The organism is Aneurinibacillus terranovensis DSM 18919 (assembly GCF_000430625.1).
In the GTDB taxonomy this organism is placed as follows: Bacteria; Bacillota; Bacilli; order Aneurinibacillales; family Aneurinibacillaceae; genus Aneurinibacillus_B; species Aneurinibacillus_B terranovensis.
This window is the reverse complement of record NZ_AUMJ01000009.1, coordinates 168,274-185,625: the sequence shown is the minus strand read 5'-3', so window position 1 is coordinate 185,625 and position 17,352 is coordinate 168,274. Positions and strand designations below refer to the sequence as shown.

Genomic DNA, 17,352 nt, shown 5'->3' with positions numbered 1-17,352 from the left:
GGTATCTCTGCTGAGGCACCGGTCTTTTTTTGTTTATAAGTTCCAAGTCTTATCTTCATTATAACCGGCTGTCAAAATGGCAATGAGAAATAGTACTAAAATTGTGCAAATAATAAACATTTCTTTTTCCCCTCTCTATATGTATATTTTACATCTTATTATAGCGAATTCCGCTTGACATGTGAACTGCCAGCGTAAAACAAGCTATGTAATCGACCAGACGGTGGCTTTTTTGTGAAGAAGCCTGCATCTGATCCGCATGTACGGAATAGGATAGTAAAAATGCACCCTAAACACTCATATTGGAACAAAGAAAAGGAGAGGAGTGCCCATGGATATCGTAAGAAGGATTTCAGAATATCGTGCGCGTGAAGAACAGCTGGCCTGGGAAGGTTCCTTCGCTGACTATCTGAAAATCGTAAAGAATAATCCTAATGTAACGCAAACCGCCCACTCCCGTGTCTACAATATGATCAAACATGCCGGGATAGAACATAATGAGGACGGCAGTAAAAGCTATAAATTTTTTAGCCGCGAAATTTTTGGCCTCGACCGTTCCATTGAAAAATTAGTGGAAGAATATTTTCACTCGGCCGCTATGCGCCTGGATGTAAGAAAAAGAATTCTTTTACTAATGGGGCCTGTAAGCGGCGGGAAATCGACGCTTGTCACTATGTTGAAACGCGGGATGGAGCATTTTTCCCGGACGGATGAGGGAGCGGTATACGCCATCAAAGGATGTCCCATGCATGAAGAACCGCTGCATCTGATTCCGCATGAAATGCGCGAGGATGTGGCAAATGAATTAGGTGTGCGAATCGAAGGAGAACTCTGCCCGTACTGCACCATGCGTCTGGAAACCGATTATTTCGGTCGGATCGAAGATATGCCGGTGGAACGGGTTCTTTTCTCGGAAGCGAAACGTAAAGGGATTGGAACATTCAGCCCGTCAGACCCGAAATCACAGGATATTGCCGACCTTACCGGAAGCATTGATTTCTCCACTATAACAGAATACGGATCAGAATCTGACCCGCGGGCGTACCGGTTTGACGGGGAATTAAACAAAGCAAACCGCGGTTTGATGGAATTCCAGGAAATGCTGAAGTGCGATGAGAAATTCCTCTGGAATCTTTTATCGCTGACCCAGGAAGGAAACTTTAAGGCAGGCCGCTTTGCATTAATATCAGCGGACGAACTTATCGTTGCCCATACGAATGAAGCGGAATACCGTTCTTTCATCGGCAATAAAAAGAATGAGGCGTTACAATCGCGTATTATCGTTATGCGCATGCCGTACAATCTGCGCGTGACAGACGAAGAGAAAATCTATACGAAACTCATTAAACAAAGCGAACTTGGCCATGTTCATATTGCGCCTCACGCCCTGCGTGCCGCCGCTATTTTCTCTATCCTCACCCGCCTGAAGGATTCCAAAAAGCAGGGGGTTGACCTGCTTAAGAAAATGCGTTTATACAATGGAGACTCTGTCGAAGGATTTAAAGAGTCCGACGTTAAAGAACTGCAGAATGAGTTTGCTGATGAAGGCATGAGCGGCATCGATCCGAGGTATGTCATCAATCGGATTTCCAGCGCACTCATTCGCCGTGACACCGAGTGCATAAACGCGCTCGATATCCTGCGGGCACTCAAGGACGGATTGGACCAGAGCGCTACGATTTCAAAAGAAGAAAAAGAACGTTCCCTGAGCTTCATTTCCGTCGCCCGCAAAGAATACGACGAACTGGCGAAGAAAGAAGTGCAGAAAGCCTTCGTGTACTCATATGAGGAATCCGCAAAAACACTGATGGATAATTATCTTGACAACGTTGAATCCTACTGCAACAAAACGAAAATGCGCGACCCGATTACCGGTGAAGAGATGGATGCCGATGAGAAACTTATGCGTTCCATTGAGGAGCAAATCGGGATTTCGGAAAATGCAAAAAAAGCATTCCGCGAAGAGATTCTCATTCGAATTTCCGCATATGCACGCAAAGGAAAAAGGTTTGATTACAGCAGCCATGACAGACTGCGTGAAGCGATTGAGAAAAAACTGTTTGCCGATTTGAAGGATGTTGTAAAAATTACGACTTCCAGCAAAACGCCTGATGAAGTTCAACTGAAAAAAGTAAATGAGGTAACGGCACGGCTGATCGATGAGCACGGGTATTGCCCGATATGTGCCAATGAACTTCTCCGGTATGTTGGAAGCCTGTTGAACAGGTAGCGGGAGAAGGGGGAGCGGATATGGAAAATCATCCTCTGTTTATTATCTCGCAGGAGGACTGGTCCCTGCACCGTAAAGGGTATCAGGATCAACTGCGCCATAAGGAAAAAGTAAAGGAAGCAATTAAAAAAAATCTCCCCGATCTGGTTAGTGAAGAAACGATTATAATGTCAAACGGACGAGATATGGTCAAAATTCCGATCCGTTCGCTTGATGAATACCGTATTCGATACAATTATAATAAAAGCCAGCATGTGGGGCAGGGTAACGGAAAATCCAAAGTCGGAGATGTTGTTGCCCGCGATGGGGATCCTGCGGATCAGGGGCCAGGAAAAGGCCAAGGTGCCGGAGACCAGCCGGGTGAAGAGTATTACGAGGCCGAAATTACCGTTGAAGAGCTTCAAGAACTGTTGTTTGCCGAGATGGAATTGCCTAATCTTCAGCAAAAAGATCAGGACGAGATTGTCATAACGGATATCCGGTTTAATGATATCCGGAAAAAGGGGCTCATGGGCAATATTGATAAGAAAAGAACGCTCCTCGAAGCTCTGCGGCGCAACGGATTGCAGGGAAAAAAGAATAAATGGAGAATCTCCAACGATGATTTGCGCTTCAAAACGTGGGAGGACATCATACAACCTCACTCCAATGCCGTGATTTTAGCCATGATGGATACGAGCGGCTCGATGGGGGTTCTTGAGAAATATGTGGCGCGCAGCTTTTTCTTCTGGATGGTTCGGTTCCTGCGCACGAAATATGAGAAGGTTGAAATTGTGTTTATCGCCCATCACACGGAGGCAAAGGAAGTCACAGAAGAAGCATTTTTCTCAAAGGGAGAGAGCGGCGGAACGATCTGCTCATCGGTCTACCGGAAAGCGCTGGATATTATTCATGAAAGATATAACCCTTCCCTATACAATATTTATCCGTTTCACTTCTCAGACGGGGATAACTTAACTTCCGATAATGAACGATGCGTTAAACTTGTTAAAGAGCTTATGGATTGTTGCAATATGTTTGGATATGGGGAGGTCAATCAATATAATCGCCATTCTACGCTGATGTCCGTCTATAAAAATATAAAAGACCCGAAATTCAAACATTGCATTATTAGGGAAAAAGGTGAAGTGTATAAAGCGCTCACTACCTTCTTTAGCCGGGTAGAAAGTTAGTTTTTTAACGGGATATGTGCAGCTGAGGCTGACGCCGGCGCTTTAACGTCCGGGGTCAGCCAAATTTTCTTCAATGAAAAGAGGGGAGAAAATGGTTGAAGAGGAGATGAAGCAGCTGGAGCGGGCGGTAGACGAAATCACTGAAATCGCCCAGGGCTTTGGCCTGGATTTTTATCCCATGCGCTATGAAATCTGCCCCGCCGATATTATTTACACATTCGGGGCCTACGGGATGCCAACACGATTTTCACACTGGAGCTTCGGAAAGTCGTTCCACCGAATGAAACTTCAGTATGACCTCGGGTTAAGCAAAATCTACGAACTTGTTATTAATTCAAATCCTTGTTACGCTTTTCTGCTCGATGGAAATAGCCTGATTCAGAATAAATTAATCGTAGCCCACGTGTTGGCACACTGTGATTTCTTTAAGAATAATGCGCGTTTTAGCAAAACGAATCGCGACATGGTGGAAAGCATGGCGGCAACCGCCGAGCGGCTGCGCCAGTATGAAATAAAGTATGGCAAGGAAACGGTAGAGGAATTTTTGGATGCCGTGCTGGCCATTCAGGAGCATATCGATCCAAGTCTTACCCGTCGGACTTTCAACTGGACGAAAGAACCGCAAAACCAGAAACCCGAAAAAGGCGTGTCTTCGCGCCACTCATTTGATGATATTTGGCTCCTCGATGAAGAAGAAAGAAAGAAACGGGAGGAACAAGCGGAGTGGGCCAAGCAAAACCGCCATCGTTTCCCGCCGGAACCGGAGAAGGATATCCTGTTGTTTATTGAAGAGTTCAGCACAGTGCTCGAAGATTGGCAGCGTGACATTCTTACGATTATGCGGGAAGAAATGCTGTACTTCTGGCCCCAGCTCGAAACGAAAATCATGAACGAAGGCTGGGCCTCCTACTGGCACCAGCGCATCCTGCGGGAGATGGATTTAACGGAGGATGAAACCATTGAGTTTTCGAAGCTGAATGCGGGGGTTGTGCAACCTTCAACGACAAGCATTAATCCGTACTATCTCGGTTTAAAAATATTTGAAGACATCGAGGAGCGGTGGGACCATCCGACGAAAGAAGAACAGGAACGGTTTGGCCGCAAGCCCGGGAAGGGCCGCGAGAAAATTTTTGAAGTGCGTGAACTTGACAGCGATATTTCCTTTATTCGAAACTATTTAACCAAGGATTTGGTTGAAAAGCTGGATATGTACACATTCAGCAAGAAGGGAAATGACTGGACCATTATGGATAAATCCTGGGAAATCATACGGGATCAACTTGTCACAAGCCGCGTCAACGGCGGTTTTCCCTATCTTCTTATCCAGGACGGGGACTACCTGCGAAACGGTGAACTGTATATTGTTCACCAGTACGAAAATATGGAGCTCGATGTCAAATATCTCGAAAAAACGCTGCCATACATTTACACGTTATGGGGCAAACCTATCCATCTCGACACAAAGGTAGAAGAGAGAAAAGTATTGTTTACGTATGACGGAAAGAAGTGCCACAGGAGATTTTTATAAATGGTGGATGCCGACATCCTTCTTCGTTTAGGAGAAAGAAGGGGAGTCGGCTTTTTTGTTTTTGGCGAGGAAAGATTTTTTATTCACGAGAATCACCATCCATGATCCATATAAACGATAAAAATAGTACCATGTTTTGTCTTTGACTGATGGACATTAAATAAATAACATGGTATGTTTAAATAGAAAAAGTTAAAAAATAGCGTATTTAAGCGTCTTTTAACGCCTTCGATATGTATTTACCACGTGAACACTTGTTTTTTTTGATAACGACAAATCAGGAAAAATGAACAAATATCTCACCGCGATTGTGGAAAAATGAGTAAGAGTTGAGCAAATATGATCCCGATTAAACGGGTTAAAGGAGAGATGCCTTATGCCAAGCAAAGTACTGGAAAGCTTCCTGAAAGAAAATTTGGCCGATTTAAAGGGTAAAGGTCTATATAATGTGATTGACCCACTGCAAAGTTCCAATGGCCCGGTCATCAAAATCGCGGGGAAAGAACTTATTAATTTATCTTCTAATAACTACCTTGGGCTGGCGACGGATGAAAGGCTGAAGGAAGCTGCGATTGAGGCGATTAAAAAATACGGGGTGGGAGCCGGCGCCGTGCGAACCATTAATGGAACGCTGGAACTGCATCTAAAGCTTGAGGAAAAGCTGGCAGAATTTAAGCATACAGAAGCGGTTATCGCGTACCAATCGGGCTTCAATTGCAATATGGCAGCCATTTCCGCTGTCATGGATAAAGAAGATGCTATCCTGTCTGATGAATTGAATCACGCGTCTATTATTGACGGCTGCAGACTTTCGCGATCGAAAATCATTCCATACAAACATTCTGACATGGAAGACCTAAGAGCCCGGGCGAAGGAAGCCAAAGATTCCGGCCTGTATAAGAAAATCATGGTTATTACGGACGGGGTATTTTCGATGGACGGTGATATTGCGAAGCTTCCCGAAATTGCGCAGATTGCGGAAGAATTTGACCTGATCACCTATGTAGATGATGCGCACGGTTCAGGAGTGCTGGGGAACGGTGCGGGAACAGTCAAGCATTTTGGGCTGTCTGAAAAAATTGATTTTCAGATTGGCACGCTTTCTAAGGCGATCGGGGTTGTGGGCGGATACGTTGCGGGCAGACAAGAATTAATTGATTGGCTGAAGGTAAGAAGCCGGCCGTTTCTCTTTTCAACGTCTCTTACTCCCGGCGATGTAGGTGCATGCATTAAAGCAATCGATATATTAATGAACAGTTCGGAACTGCAGAACCGGTTATGGGAAAACGGAAATTACCTTAAGAATGGTTTGAAAAGTTTAGGATTTAACATCGGACAAAGTGAGACACCGATTACTCCCTGCATTATCGGGGATGAAGTGCAGACCCAGCAATTCAGCAAACGGCTGTACGAAGAAGGCGTGTATGCAAAAGCCATTGTTTTCCCAACGGTGGCGAAAGGAACGGGAAGGGTTAGGAATATGCCGACGGCGGCTCATACAAAGGAAATGCTGGACCGGGCACTTTCCATCTATGAAAAAGTGGGCAAACAGTTAGCTGTCATATAGGGCAGTACGATCGTACATCGTTAGGCTTGGAGTCATAAACAGGAGGCATAAACAGCATGAAAAAGATTCTGATTACCGGTGCACTGGGCCAAATCGGATCGGAGCTCCTCGTAAAATTGCGGGAAGTTTATGGTACGGATCATGTGGTTGCAACGGATATTCGAAAAAATGATAGTGAAATCGCACTGTCAGGACCGTTTGAAATCCTGGATGTTACCGATTCAAAACGGATGTTCGAAATTGCGAAAAACCATCAGGTGGACACCATTATTCACCTGGCGGCCCTGCTGTCCGCTACCGCTGAAGCGAAGCCGCTTCTTGCATGGAATTTAAATATGGGCGGACTCGTCAACGCGTTGGAGGTGGCAAGGGAACTGAGCTGCCAGTTTTTCACACCAAGTTCAATCGGTGCCTTTGGGCCGACAACTCCGAAAGAGAATACGCCCCAGGAGACAATACAGCGGCCTACCACGATGTATGGGGTTAATAAAGTGGCCGGTGAATTGCTCTGTGACTATTACTTTCATAAATTTGGGGTGGATACGAGAGGGATTCGCTTTCCCGGATTAATCTCGTATGTTACGCCTCCGGGAGGCGGAACGACCGATTATGCGGTTGAAATATATTATGAAGCGGTCAAGCGGGGAAAATATACATCATATATCGAAAAAGGAACCTTTATGGATATGATGTATATGCCGGATGCGCTGAAAGCTATCATTACATTAATGGAAGCGAACGCCGCTCAAATTAAACATAGAAATGCCTTTAATGTAACAGCTATGAGTGTTGCACCTGAGATGATCGCTTCCGAAATACGAAAGCACATCCCGGAATTTGAAATTGAGTATCACGTAGACCCCGCCAGACAGGCGATTGCGGAGAGCTGGCCCAATTCCATTGATCCGTCGGCGGCCAGGGAAGAATGGGGATTTGCAGCCGAGTATAATTTGCAGACAATGACATCCGATATGCTTGAGAAGCTTAGTAAGAAATACAGCCCGTCCACTATGGCAAAATAAAGCCATTAGGGGAAGCAGAGGACCAATGGTCAAACGGCCCTTCTGCACTGTCTCTCGCCAGTAACAAGGAAAAATCCCTTGGTAGACAACGAGGCCACTGAAAAACTGACGTTTTTTCTCAGTAATAAAATAGACTCATCAAAAAAGACGACTCAAATTCAGTTTTGAATGTAGAGTCGTCTTTTTTTACCAATTGTATCGCTGTATTATCTCGTTTTTAATCCATTAGTTTCAAAATCCTTTTTTTCCTTGTCGGGCTTTCCGGATCGCCATATGTCCTGCTTTACAGACATACATTCCTGCATCTTTATTAATTTCAAATTCACGCAACTAAGGCTACCATCTACCTACGGCTTGATGCTAGCCAAGTTTTCTTTCGCGTAAAATGGCGTGTATATCACAACGCACACTGGTTTAGGAAGAACACAATTTGGCAACCATGAAGTAGTAAATACCAAATGAGCGTTGAAAGGAGGCCAATTAAAGAAACTATGAAAGCTAAAATGCATGGGCACAACTTTTTTGCGATTGTATCCTTTTTAGTAGTATTTCTTACCGGGTGCGGCGAAAATGTGACTGTTTTACACCCGCAGGGACCGGTTGCCCGAAGCGAGTATTATCTCATCCTCTGGTCATTTTTTATAATGTCTATCGTAGTTTTGATCGTATTTGTTCTGTATGGATTCGTTATCGTTCGTTATCGGGAGAGACCGGAAAATATGGATTACGAGCCCCCTGAAACAAAGGCAAACAAAAAATTGGAGATCGCATGGACGGTGGCGCCGGTTGTCATGGTTGTCGCCCTTGCGATCCCGATGGCAAAAACAACGTTTGGCCTGGAAAATCCACCTGTGCATCCAGCGGGGGTAAAACCGATGACGATTTATGTTACCTCAGCGGATTGGAAGTGGTTATTCAAGTACCCTGAACAGGGAATCGAAACAGTAAATTACGTGAATATCCCGGCAAATACGCCCATTAATTTTGAATTGACCGCTGTGAGCGCCATGAACTCTTTCTGGGTTCCCGCTCTGGGTGGACAGGAATATGCGATGCCGGGACAGCGGCTTAAACTGTGGCTGCAGGCAGATAGGCCCGGAACGTATGCCGGTAGAAGTGCTAATTTCTCAGGCAAAGGATTTACTCATATGACGTTCGATGTTGTTGCTCAAACGCCGCAGGATTTTACCCGCTGGGTGCATGACGTAAAAACAACGGCTCCAAAGTTAACCGACGATCAGTATAAAAAAATTTTGGAACCGGGTCTTGTGGATAAGATGACATTCTCCTCAACAGATCCTGCGAAAATTATGCAGGAAGAAACAGCGGGAGGCTTATCAGGTAATAGCGGCCAACATGAAATGCCGCCTGTTATGCCGAACACATCGAGTACACCGAATCACAAATAAAGGTATTTTTAATGGAAGGAGGAAAAGAACGTGAGCACGAATCACTTCTTTGTGACCGGCGATCCATTGATTTATGGAGCCGATGTTTCAATTGTTCTCGTATCAATAGCCATCGTGTTCGTTCTTACTTATTTTAAAAAGTGGAAGTGGCTTTGGACAGAATGGCTGACTACCGTTGACCATAAAAAAATCGGGATTATGTATTGTATCGCGGCCGTTCTAATGCTTTTCAGGGGCGGAGCAGACGCGCTTTTGATGCGGGCGCAGCTGTCGGCACCGAGTATGAAATTCCTGACGGCTGAGCACTACAATCAAATTTTCACCACACATGGTACGATTATGATTTTATTTATGGCCATGCCGTTTGTCATCGGTCTTATCAATATTGCTATGCCGCTGCAAATCGGAGCGCGGGACGTCGCTTTCCCTAACTTGAACGCGCTAAGTTTCTGGCTTTTTTTCATGGGGGCCATGCTGTTAAACCTCTCCTTTGTGGTTGGGGGATCACCTGACGCAGGGTGGTCTAGCTATACACCGTTGGCAGGTGCCCAGCTAGACCCGGGACCGGGGGAAAACTACTATTTGCTATCTTTGCAGATTTCCGGAATTGGCACTCTGGCGAGCGGGATCAACTTCATTGTAACGATCCTTAAAATGCGCGCTCCGGGGATGAACCTGATGAAGATGCCGATATTTACCTGGTCTGCACTCATTACTTCCGTTATCATCGTCTATGCTTTCCCGGTATTAACGGTAGCGCTGGCGCTGTTAACGATTGACCGGCTATTCGGCGCGCACTTCTTTACGATTGATGCGGGCGGTATGCCAATGATGTGGGCGAATCTGTTCTGGATTTGGGGACATCCCGAGGTGTATATTGTTATTCTGCCGGCGTTCGGAATTTTCTCGGAAGTGGTGAGTACCTTTTCGCGCAGAAAATTGTTTGGATACGATGCTATGGTGGTTTCCATGATTGCGATTGCCTTCCTGAGTTTTATCGTTTGGGTGCACCATTTCTTTACCATGGGTGCCGGAGCAGGCGTTAACACATTCTTCTCCATCTCAACGATGGCGATTGCGATCCCGACAGGGGTTAAAATGTTTAACTGGCTATTTACGATGTACAGAGGGCGAATTAGGTTGACAACGCCTATGCTCTGGTCTGTCGCGTTTATTCCCACGTTCGTAATCGGCGGCCTTACCGGCGTTCTGCTGGCCATTGCCCCGGCAGACTATCAGTACCACAACAGTTACTTTCTCGTTGCGCATTTCCATAATGTGCTTATTGCAGGGACTGTGTTCGGGGTCCTGGCCGGATTTCATTACTGGTGGCCGAAAATGTTTGGTTTCCAACTGAATGAAAAGTTAGGAAAATCGGCGTTCTGGTTCTTTGTCCTAGGGACAGTGGTAAGCATTGCTCCCCAGTATGTGCTTGGACTCATGGGAATGACGAGGCGTATGTATACGTATCCGGCAGAGACCGGCTGGACCGGGCTAAACGTTCTTTCGACGATTGGCACTTTCGGCTCGGGGATTGGTTTTCTCATCCTGTGCTACAACATCTATTGGAGCACACGGTACATGCCCCGCACAAATGACCCTGATCCATGGGATGGGCGTACGCTGGAATGGTCAATCCCATCACCGGCCCCGCATTATAACTTTGCCGTCGTTCCGGAAGTAAAAGAGCTGGATGACTTCTGGTACAGGAAGAAGCGTGGCGAAACTACTCCGCAAACGCCGTTGGAGCCTATCCATATGCCAAGTAACTCCGGGCGGCCATTCCTGATGTCGATAATCTTCTTTATTGCCGGATTTGGACTGGTATTTCAATGGTATTGGATGGGGCTTATCGGACTTGCCGGTATTCTTGTTTTTATGGCACTCCGTTCGTTTGAATATGATAACGGTTATTATGTGAGCGTAGATGAAATTAGGCATACGGAGAATATGGGAGGAGGAGCATAATATGGCGAATTCAGAAGCAACCGTTCTTCACCATCATGAAGCAATTAATAAAAACGTGCCGCTGGAATATTCCACCGCGGAAGGAAGAATGAATATCCTGGGATTCTGGATATTTCTTGGCGCTGAATTTGCGTTGTTTGCCACGCTGTTCTCTACCTATCTCGTTCTGCACGCCAGTACTGCCGGCGGACCGACATCGCGGGAATTGTTTGAAGTCAGACCTTTCGCCATTGAAACCCTTATTCTTCTGGTCAGCAGCTTTACCTGCGGTTTAGCCATCCATGAGATGCGGTCCGGCCGCGTGAAGGGGCTTATTTCCTGGTTGTTGGTTACCCTGCTCCTTGGTGCCGGATTCGTTGGCATGGAGATTAACGAGTTTATCACCTATGTAGCACACGGTGCAACCCTCAGCAGGAGCGCCTTTCTGTCGGGATTCTTTGTACTCGTCGGCACACACGGGGCCCACGTCAGCCTGGGGATTTTATGGATGATAAGTATTATTATTCAGCTCGCCCAGCGCGGATTGACGCCCCGGACAACAAGGAAAGCTTTTATTGTGGGGATTTACTGGCACTTTCTCGACGTTGTCTGGGTATTTATCTTTACAGCAGTTTACCTCACAGGGAAGGTGATTTAAGGCATGTCTTCACACGAACAAGCACCCGTACAGTCTGTTAATCATAAAGGGTTTCCCTGGAAGCATGTCGTTGGATTTATTCTTTCGCTCGTGCTTACCGGGCTCGCGTTCTGGGTTGTATTGTCTTCCGGATTGCCCCCGGATATTTCTTTAACGATCAGTGTTGTGCTTGCTATTGGCCAGGTATTTGTTCAACTACTGCTGTTTATGCACCTGAATGAAAGCAACTCGGCCTGGATCCAACAAGCGGCGATTTATTTCGGGATATTTATCGCGTTTACTGTAGTAGCCGGATCACTGTGGGTGATGGCTTATTGTATGGGAATGATTATGTAGATAAACGAATGGAAAAAAAGCAGGCTGCCGGAGATTTTCGGCAGCCTTTTTTACCGTTAAAGAAAGTATATGTTGCTTTACAGTGTTAAAGCAACATATACTTTCTTCCATTGGTCACCCGAGAAAAACTCGCGGGAGTGTGCCGAACGTTGCTTTTTCGATGTGGAGCGTGTGGCCGGAAGGTCGATCAGACCGACAATTGTCCATCCTTGAGATACCCGGATGTTTTGTCGGTCTGACCTTCCGGTCACTAAGCGGCCGTTTCGCTACCCTGCAGAAAAAGGACGAGCGGCAACGCCCGCGAGTTTTTCTTAGCGTATAGACATCCATGCCGCTAACGCAGCATCAACAGATGATGAAATAAAGTTATTTCAGTATAACCTTTCTATACGCATAAGTGCAATTAAAGCTATCGCCAAGCCGGAGGCGCAGGCGATAGCCTAGTTTTCTTTATCGGACAACCCGGATGGTGAAATAAATGTCCTGTCCTGCCTTTTCGGGTTCACCAACTAATTCATACCCGTGTTTTACCGCCTCTTCGGGAACACTTCGGAAGGATTGCGGGCAATCAGCAATCACCTGTAACACCTGCCCGGCCTTCATATCCTGCAGCGCATCCAGCGCATACATCACAGGATAAGGTCATGGTTCCCCTCGAACATCCAGAACGAAGTCGATTCGGACTGCCATTGTTAAACCTCCATCACATTCTCAGAAACTTTTCCCGGTGTTTTTAATCCTTTTCCATAGCGATAGTTTTTCTCCCACCAACCGGAAAGGAAAAACCATGTACAAAGCATAACGAGAGTTCCCAGAAGAGCTCCGGTTGCCCCCCATGATTGAATCAGGTTGATTTTTGGCCATCCCTTTCCAAGGGCGTTGAAAATGCCAAGATGATCCCAGCCATACGCGAGGATTGAGGCACCGACAATATTTCCGGCGCCCACGATCCAGAAAAGAATTTGTCCTTCCATTGCCCGGTACATCATGCCCGTTTCGCACCCGCCCGCAAGCACAATACCGAGACCGAAAAGAAATCCTCCGAGAACGGTACTTGGACCGGTAATTTTAATTTGTGCGGCAGCACCGTTTTGAATGTAGAAAAACGTAATAATTACGCTCACCATGATTCCTACGGCAATTGCCTTTGTCATTACGGCGCGTCCGCTTATCCATAAATCGCGGAAAGCCGATGTAAAACAAATTTGGCCCCGTTCAATCAAAATGCCAAATAGTGCACCCGCAATACAAGCAACAGCAAGAAGCGGTTTATAGATGGCAAAATAGTGAACTGTGATCCCTACATAGGCAATTGCAACCAGCCCTCCGAGAATCGGCTGGTAGCTTCGTTTGGTACGTTTCGCTCCCGGCTGCATTGTCCGTGACGGGGTTGCCTTACGAAGATTCGGCTTGCCGCGCCACCAGGAGGTACTCACCAATTTAACACCGACATAGGTGCCGATTGCGGTCGTAACCATAAAAATCCACGAATGAAACGAAAACTGAGGAATCCCGGTAAAGAATGCTGCCAGATTACACCCAAGCGCCAGCCGCGCTCCAAATCCGGCAACGATTCCGCCGGCAAATCCCTGCACTAAACGCCGTTTTTGTCTCGGAATTCGTATTTTAAAACTACTGCTAAGCAGCACCATAATCAGGGAGCCGCATAAGATTCCTATCACAATCCAGCCATCCGTCCGATCCACCGGTGTTCCGGAAAAATGAATGAGTTTAAAATAGGCCCAATCGGAAACATCAACACCAAACCATTGGAGAATATGTCCGCCAAATCTGGTGAATTCACCTGTCACCGCCCAAACCGTGCCCGTCATTCCAAAATATAGGGAACTTAGAATTCCGGCAAGAACAATGGACACATAGGGATTCCAGTAGGTTTGGAACAATTTGCGATAAAGATTGTTCAACCGTATTCCTCCTTGTACATAAAATTAGCCACAAAAAAATAATAATCAGTCAATTATATCACTAATTATGTTTTTTATGACTGGTTTTATATTCACTTAACTTACATGACCGCGCATCACTCATTTGCTTTCACTTATTTATTGTATCATGATTTCGGAGGACGAGTTGGTCAGCTGTTTACATGCTGACAATTTAACGATTTGCTTCAAAAAATTTTTTAATTGATTGGAAGAGGTTGGAGTGAAGATGTTTAGCGCTGCCAAAGTTTTCGTGAGAAATTTGTTATGATATAATTTTCGATGTTAGTAAGTAATAACAAACAGTCCACTGTGGTAAGGAATCGTACGAAAGATTTGAACAGGAGGATAACAATTAGTGCAGCATGTTACGAATCGACGGAATGTCACGATGGCAATGATGGTGGCAACGTTTTTGGCGGCTATCGAGGTAACGGTGGTCAGTACAGCGATGCCTACTATCGTCAGCGATCTTGGCGGGATTAAATTAATTAGCTGGGTGTATGCGGCATACTTGCTCACCACAACAGTGACGACACCCATTTATGGAAAACTGGCCGATTTATTTGGCCGAAAAATTATTTTTGCGATCGGCACGGTTTTGTTCCTTGCAGGCTCTATGCTGTCAGGCTTATCCCATTCCATGGAACAGTTGATCTGGTTCCGGGCGTTTCAGGGAATTGGGGCGGGGGCGGTATTGCCGATTACGTTTACGATTATCGGCGATATCTATACATTTGAAGAGCGTGCCAAAGTTCAGGGGTTATTCAGTGGAATATGGGGAATTGCGGGTATTTTAGGACCACTTGTCGGCGGATTCTTTGTTGATATTATTTCCTGGCGGTGGATTTTCTATTTTAATGTTCCTTTTGGATTGCTCTCTTTATTTTTAATCTGGATTTTCCTCCATGAAAACTTCGAGAAAAAGAAAAAAAATATTGATTACTGGGGGGCCATCACCTTTACAATTGGCGCGACGGCCCTTTTGTATGCTTTGCTTAGCGGCGGGCAGGATTATGCGTGGAATTCTGTTGTGATTATGGGCCTGTTTGCAGTGGCCGCGGCGTCTCTTGTTCTTTTCGTTGTTATTGAGGCTAAATCGGCAGATCCGATGGTGCCGCTCAAGTTATTTTCTATCCGCGTCATCTCGATATCCAACCTGGCGGCTTTTCTCACGAGTGCCGTTTTAATTGGTCTGAACGCGTATTTGCCAATGTGGGTGCAGGGAATACTCGGGTATAGTGCCACAAGTTCAGGGTTAACCCTTACACCGATGTCTCTAAGCTGGACGGTGGGCGCTATCATAGGTGGGCGCCTCATGCTTAAAATTGGTTCGCGTGCCGTTTCATTGTTCGGAGTCGGCTTAATTTTGGTCGCCTCGTTATGGCTGGCTGTGGTGGGTATGAATACTCCTTATTGGATGTTTGTGGCAATTATGCTTATCGTTGGTATTGGTTTCGGATTCAGCATGACTGCGTTTACCGTCGTCATACAATCCTCGGTCAACTGGAACTTACGTGGCGCAGCAACGGCATCGAATTCATTTGTAAGAACGTTGGGGCAGATGTTAGGTGTCGTCGTTTTTGGCACATGGTTTAACAGCACGATTTCAAACTATATATCCACCCATTTTCATGGCTCCTCCTATCAAAGCCAGGATTTTAATAAATTATTAAATCCGGAGTTCGCGAAAAAAATTCCTGCGGACGTTCTGCATACGATGCGGGAAGTTCTTACGGCTGGTCTGCACGGCGTATATGTGATTATGGGTGGAATTGCGCTGCTGGCATTGATTGCGACGCTGTGGCTGCCCCGGCAGAGTGCCGTAGAGGCGGAACCGGTGGCAGAAAGCAAGTAGAAAAACAAATAATATGTAAGCAACTCCGCAGAGGCATCGAGCCATATACCGGAACAGGCAAAACAGCAAATGGTTTCCTTCACTCCGCTCAGACGCATTGCTACGCCGGAAGATGTGGCTGGCGCGGTAGCGTTCTATGCCAGCGATGACAGCGGCTTTATGACGGGTACATATGCCCCTGTTAATGGTGGGATTTCAATGGATTAAAACAGCACGGTGGACAGCCGGTGTACATTACTGGTTAGCCGATGTTACGCCGGTTTTTCTTGCGTATAGGAGAATAACTTCCCAGCACGCATGAGTGCAGCCAGGGCTACTATCTGTGCCTGCGGCTTGATGTTAGCCAGGTTTTCTTTAGAATAAGGGGATGGGATAACAATCTTTGTTCGCAGGTTGCGATGCTAAAAAGTATGTGCTATAATAACTTTAAATTAATAAATGAAGTACATAATTCACATAATATAAAGGGTTATCACTTCAGGAAAATGGTACTCTTTATAATATGTGAATTTTTATTTGCCCAGGTAAATAAGCAACATATTAAAAACAATTATATTGGAGGATTTCATAATGACTCAAGGTACAGTAAAATGGTTTAATGCTGAAAAAGGTTTTGGATTTATCGAAGTTGAAGGCGGAGAGGACGTATTCGTTCATTTCAGCGCTATCAGCGGCGACGGATTTAAAACTCTTGAAGAAGGCCAAAAAGTTAGCTTTGAAATTACGCAAGGCAACCGTGGACCTCAAGCTGCTAACGTTGTAAAACTGTAAGATAACAAGCCAAAAACCCCCATGCTTTTGCATGGGGGTTTTTTATACGCGGCGTATACACATACTCCGGGGCACTGCCCGCTTTGGCGCCAGCCGGATTTACTAATGAATAAAAGGGTGTTTCCGTTGGTTTTTGAACGGGTGGTATGTCGGGTTATTGCTCGTCATTTCGTCAATACGCGCCCAGGTATACCCCCTGTTTGCTGTTTCCTTCAATACATCTTCTAATGCTCCAATCATATGCCGGGGAGCACCCTCATCAGCACCGAACGTTTCTCCGCAATCATGCAGCGTTATGATGGCTCCGTTTGAAATCTTTTTAAGCAAGCGTTGCTTGATTTTCTCACGGCTGACTTTTCGGCTCCAATCTCCCACCATTACAGACCAGAGAACGATATGAAACCGTTTATGGAGTAAAATAAAATCAAAGATATTAATAAGGCCCCAAGGTGGGCGGTAATGGATGGGCTTTACGCCGGTAATCCGTTCAACAATCTCGGCGGAATGCTTAATTTGCCGCCAGGTCGACCAGGGGGTCATAAACCAGTTTGAACGATGAACATAATTATGAATTCCAATAAGGTGCCCTTCTTTATGCATTCGAAGAATAAGGTCGGGATGTTTTTCCGCTTTAGCCCCAAGAATAAAAAAAGTCGCCTTTACTCTGTATTTTTTCAGCACATCGAGCAAATGCGTAGTATAACTGCTATCAGGCCCATCATCGAATGTCCAGGCGATTCCCTGGTCTTTTCGTCCTTTTTTCAACACAGACCAGCCAAAAATGCGGGTTAATACAGCCGGAATAATGGTGTATGCTGCTACGATCATGAGCAGTAAAGTCAGAAGCGGATGAATTCCCTTCCACGTGGTTGTACCGGTCATAGCTGTTATTGCTATAATCATGATGACAC

16 protein-coding genes are annotated in these 17,352 nt (G+C 45.8%); 12 read left to right on the top strand and 4 right to left on the bottom strand.

Annotated elements, in window-relative coordinates; all coding sequences use genetic code 11:
• Positions 1–331: 331 nt before the first annotated feature.
• The 9 genes from H525_RS0102060 to qoxD all read left to right on the top strand — a co-directional run bounded on the left by H525_RS0102060 (position 332) and on the right by qoxD (position 11,869).
• A complete protein-coding gene (locus tag H525_RS0102060; RefSeq protein WP_027414821.1) occupies positions 332–2,230 on the top strand; it encodes a PrkA family serine protein kinase in 1,899 nt (632 codons plus the stop codon).
• A 20-nt stretch (positions 2,231–2,250) separates the two neighbouring features.
• A complete protein-coding gene (gene yhbH / locus H525_RS0102055; protein WP_027414820.1) occupies positions 2,251–3,402 on the top strand; it encodes a sporulation protein YhbH in 1,152 nt (383 codons plus the stop codon).
• Between the two features lie 91 nt (positions 3,403–3,493).
• Positions 3,494–4,930: a SpoVR family protein gene (locus tag H525_RS0102050; RefSeq protein WP_027414819.1), complete on the top strand. Its 1,437-nt coding sequence runs from the start codon at positions 3,494–3,496 to the stop codon at positions 4,928–4,930.
• 376 nt (positions 4,931–5,306) lie between these two features.
• Complete coding sequence (locus tag H525_RS0102040; RefSeq protein ID WP_027414818.1) at positions 5,307–6,497, top strand: glycine C-acetyltransferase; 1,191 nt, start codon at positions 5,307–5,309, stop codon at positions 6,495–6,497.
• Positions 6,498–6,553: 56 nt separating this feature from the next.
• The gene (locus H525_RS0102035; protein WP_027414817.1) at positions 6,554–7,519 is read left to right on the top strand and encodes an L-threonine 3-dehydrogenase; all 966 of its coding nucleotides are present in this window, start codon (positions 6,554–6,556) and stop codon (positions 7,517–7,519) included.
• Positions 7,520–8,010: 491 nt separating this feature from the next.
• Positions 8,011–8,928, top strand: coding sequence for a cytochrome aa3 quinol oxidase subunit II (gene qoxA, locus H525_RS22480; protein ID WP_051330729.1), 918 nt, complete (start codon positions 8,011–8,013; stop codon positions 8,926–8,928).
• 30 nt (positions 8,929–8,958) lie between these two features.
• Positions 8,959–10,896, top strand: a complete 1,938-nt coding sequence (gene qoxB / locus H525_RS0102020) for a cytochrome aa3 quinol oxidase subunit I (RefSeq protein ID WP_027414816.1) — start codon at positions 8,959–8,961, stop codon at positions 10,894–10,896.
• 1 nt (position 10,897) lies between these two features.
• Positions 10,898–11,533: a cytochrome aa3 quinol oxidase subunit III gene (gene qoxC / locus H525_RS0102015; RefSeq protein ID WP_035099623.1), complete on the top strand. Its 636-nt coding sequence runs from the start codon at positions 10,898–10,900 to the stop codon at positions 11,531–11,533.
• A gap of 3 nt (positions 11,534–11,536) precedes the next feature.
• Positions 11,537–11,869, top strand: coding sequence for a cytochrome aa3 quinol oxidase subunit IV (gene qoxD / locus H525_RS0102010; RefSeq protein WP_027414814.1), 333 nt, complete (start codon positions 11,537–11,539; stop codon positions 11,867–11,869).
• 77 nt (positions 11,870–11,946) lie between these two features.
• Here the strand turns inward: qoxD and H525_RS26885 are convergent, their stop codons facing one another.
• The 3 genes from H525_RS26885 to yedE all read right to left on the bottom strand — a co-directional run bounded on the left by H525_RS26885 (position 11,947) and on the right by yedE (position 13,794).
• Positions 11,947–12,120, bottom strand: a complete 174-nt coding sequence (locus tag H525_RS26885) for a hypothetical protein (RefSeq protein ID WP_155837068.1) — start codon at positions 12,118–12,120, stop codon at positions 11,947–11,949.
• 199 nt (positions 12,121–12,319) lie between these two features.
• Positions 12,320–12,499 (bottom strand): sulfurtransferase TusA family protein, encoded by a 180-nt coding sequence (locus tag H525_RS22475; protein ID WP_035099621.1) that lies wholly within the window; start codon positions 12,497–12,499, stop codon positions 12,320–12,322.
• A gap of 62 nt (positions 12,500–12,561) precedes the next feature.
• Positions 12,562–13,794, bottom strand: a complete 1,233-nt coding sequence (gene yedE, locus H525_RS22470; RefSeq protein ID WP_035099619.1) for a selenium metabolism membrane protein YedE/FdhT — start codon at positions 13,792–13,794, stop codon at positions 12,562–12,564.
• A gap of 376 nt (positions 13,795–14,170) precedes the next feature.
• Between yedE and H525_RS0101990 the strand changes: the two genes are divergently transcribed.
• The 3 genes from H525_RS0101990 to cspD all read left to right on the top strand — a co-directional run bounded on the left by H525_RS0101990 (position 14,171) and on the right by cspD (position 16,441).
• Complete coding sequence (locus tag H525_RS0101990; protein WP_027414813.1) at positions 14,171–15,670, top strand: DHA2 family efflux MFS transporter permease subunit; 1,500 nt, start codon at positions 14,171–14,173, stop codon at positions 15,668–15,670.
• Positions 15,671–15,715: 45 nt separating this feature from the next.
• Complete coding sequence (locus H525_RS25955; RefSeq protein WP_281172567.1) at positions 15,716–15,877, top strand: SDR family oxidoreductase; 162 nt, start codon at positions 15,716–15,718, stop codon at positions 15,875–15,877.
• Between the two features lie 363 nt (positions 15,878–16,240).
• On the top strand, positions 16,241–16,441 hold the full coding sequence (cspD, locus tag H525_RS0101980; RefSeq protein WP_027414812.1) for a cold-shock protein CspD: 201 nt from the start codon (positions 16,241–16,243) through the stop codon (positions 16,439–16,441).
• 102 nt (positions 16,442–16,543) lie between these two features.
• Here the strand turns inward: cspD and H525_RS0101975 are convergent, their stop codons facing one another.
• Positions 16,544–17,344, bottom strand: a complete 801-nt coding sequence (locus H525_RS0101975; RefSeq protein WP_245590378.1) for a polysaccharide deacetylase family protein — start codon at positions 17,342–17,344, stop codon at positions 16,544–16,546.
• Positions 17,345–17,352 lie beyond the last annotated feature (8 nt).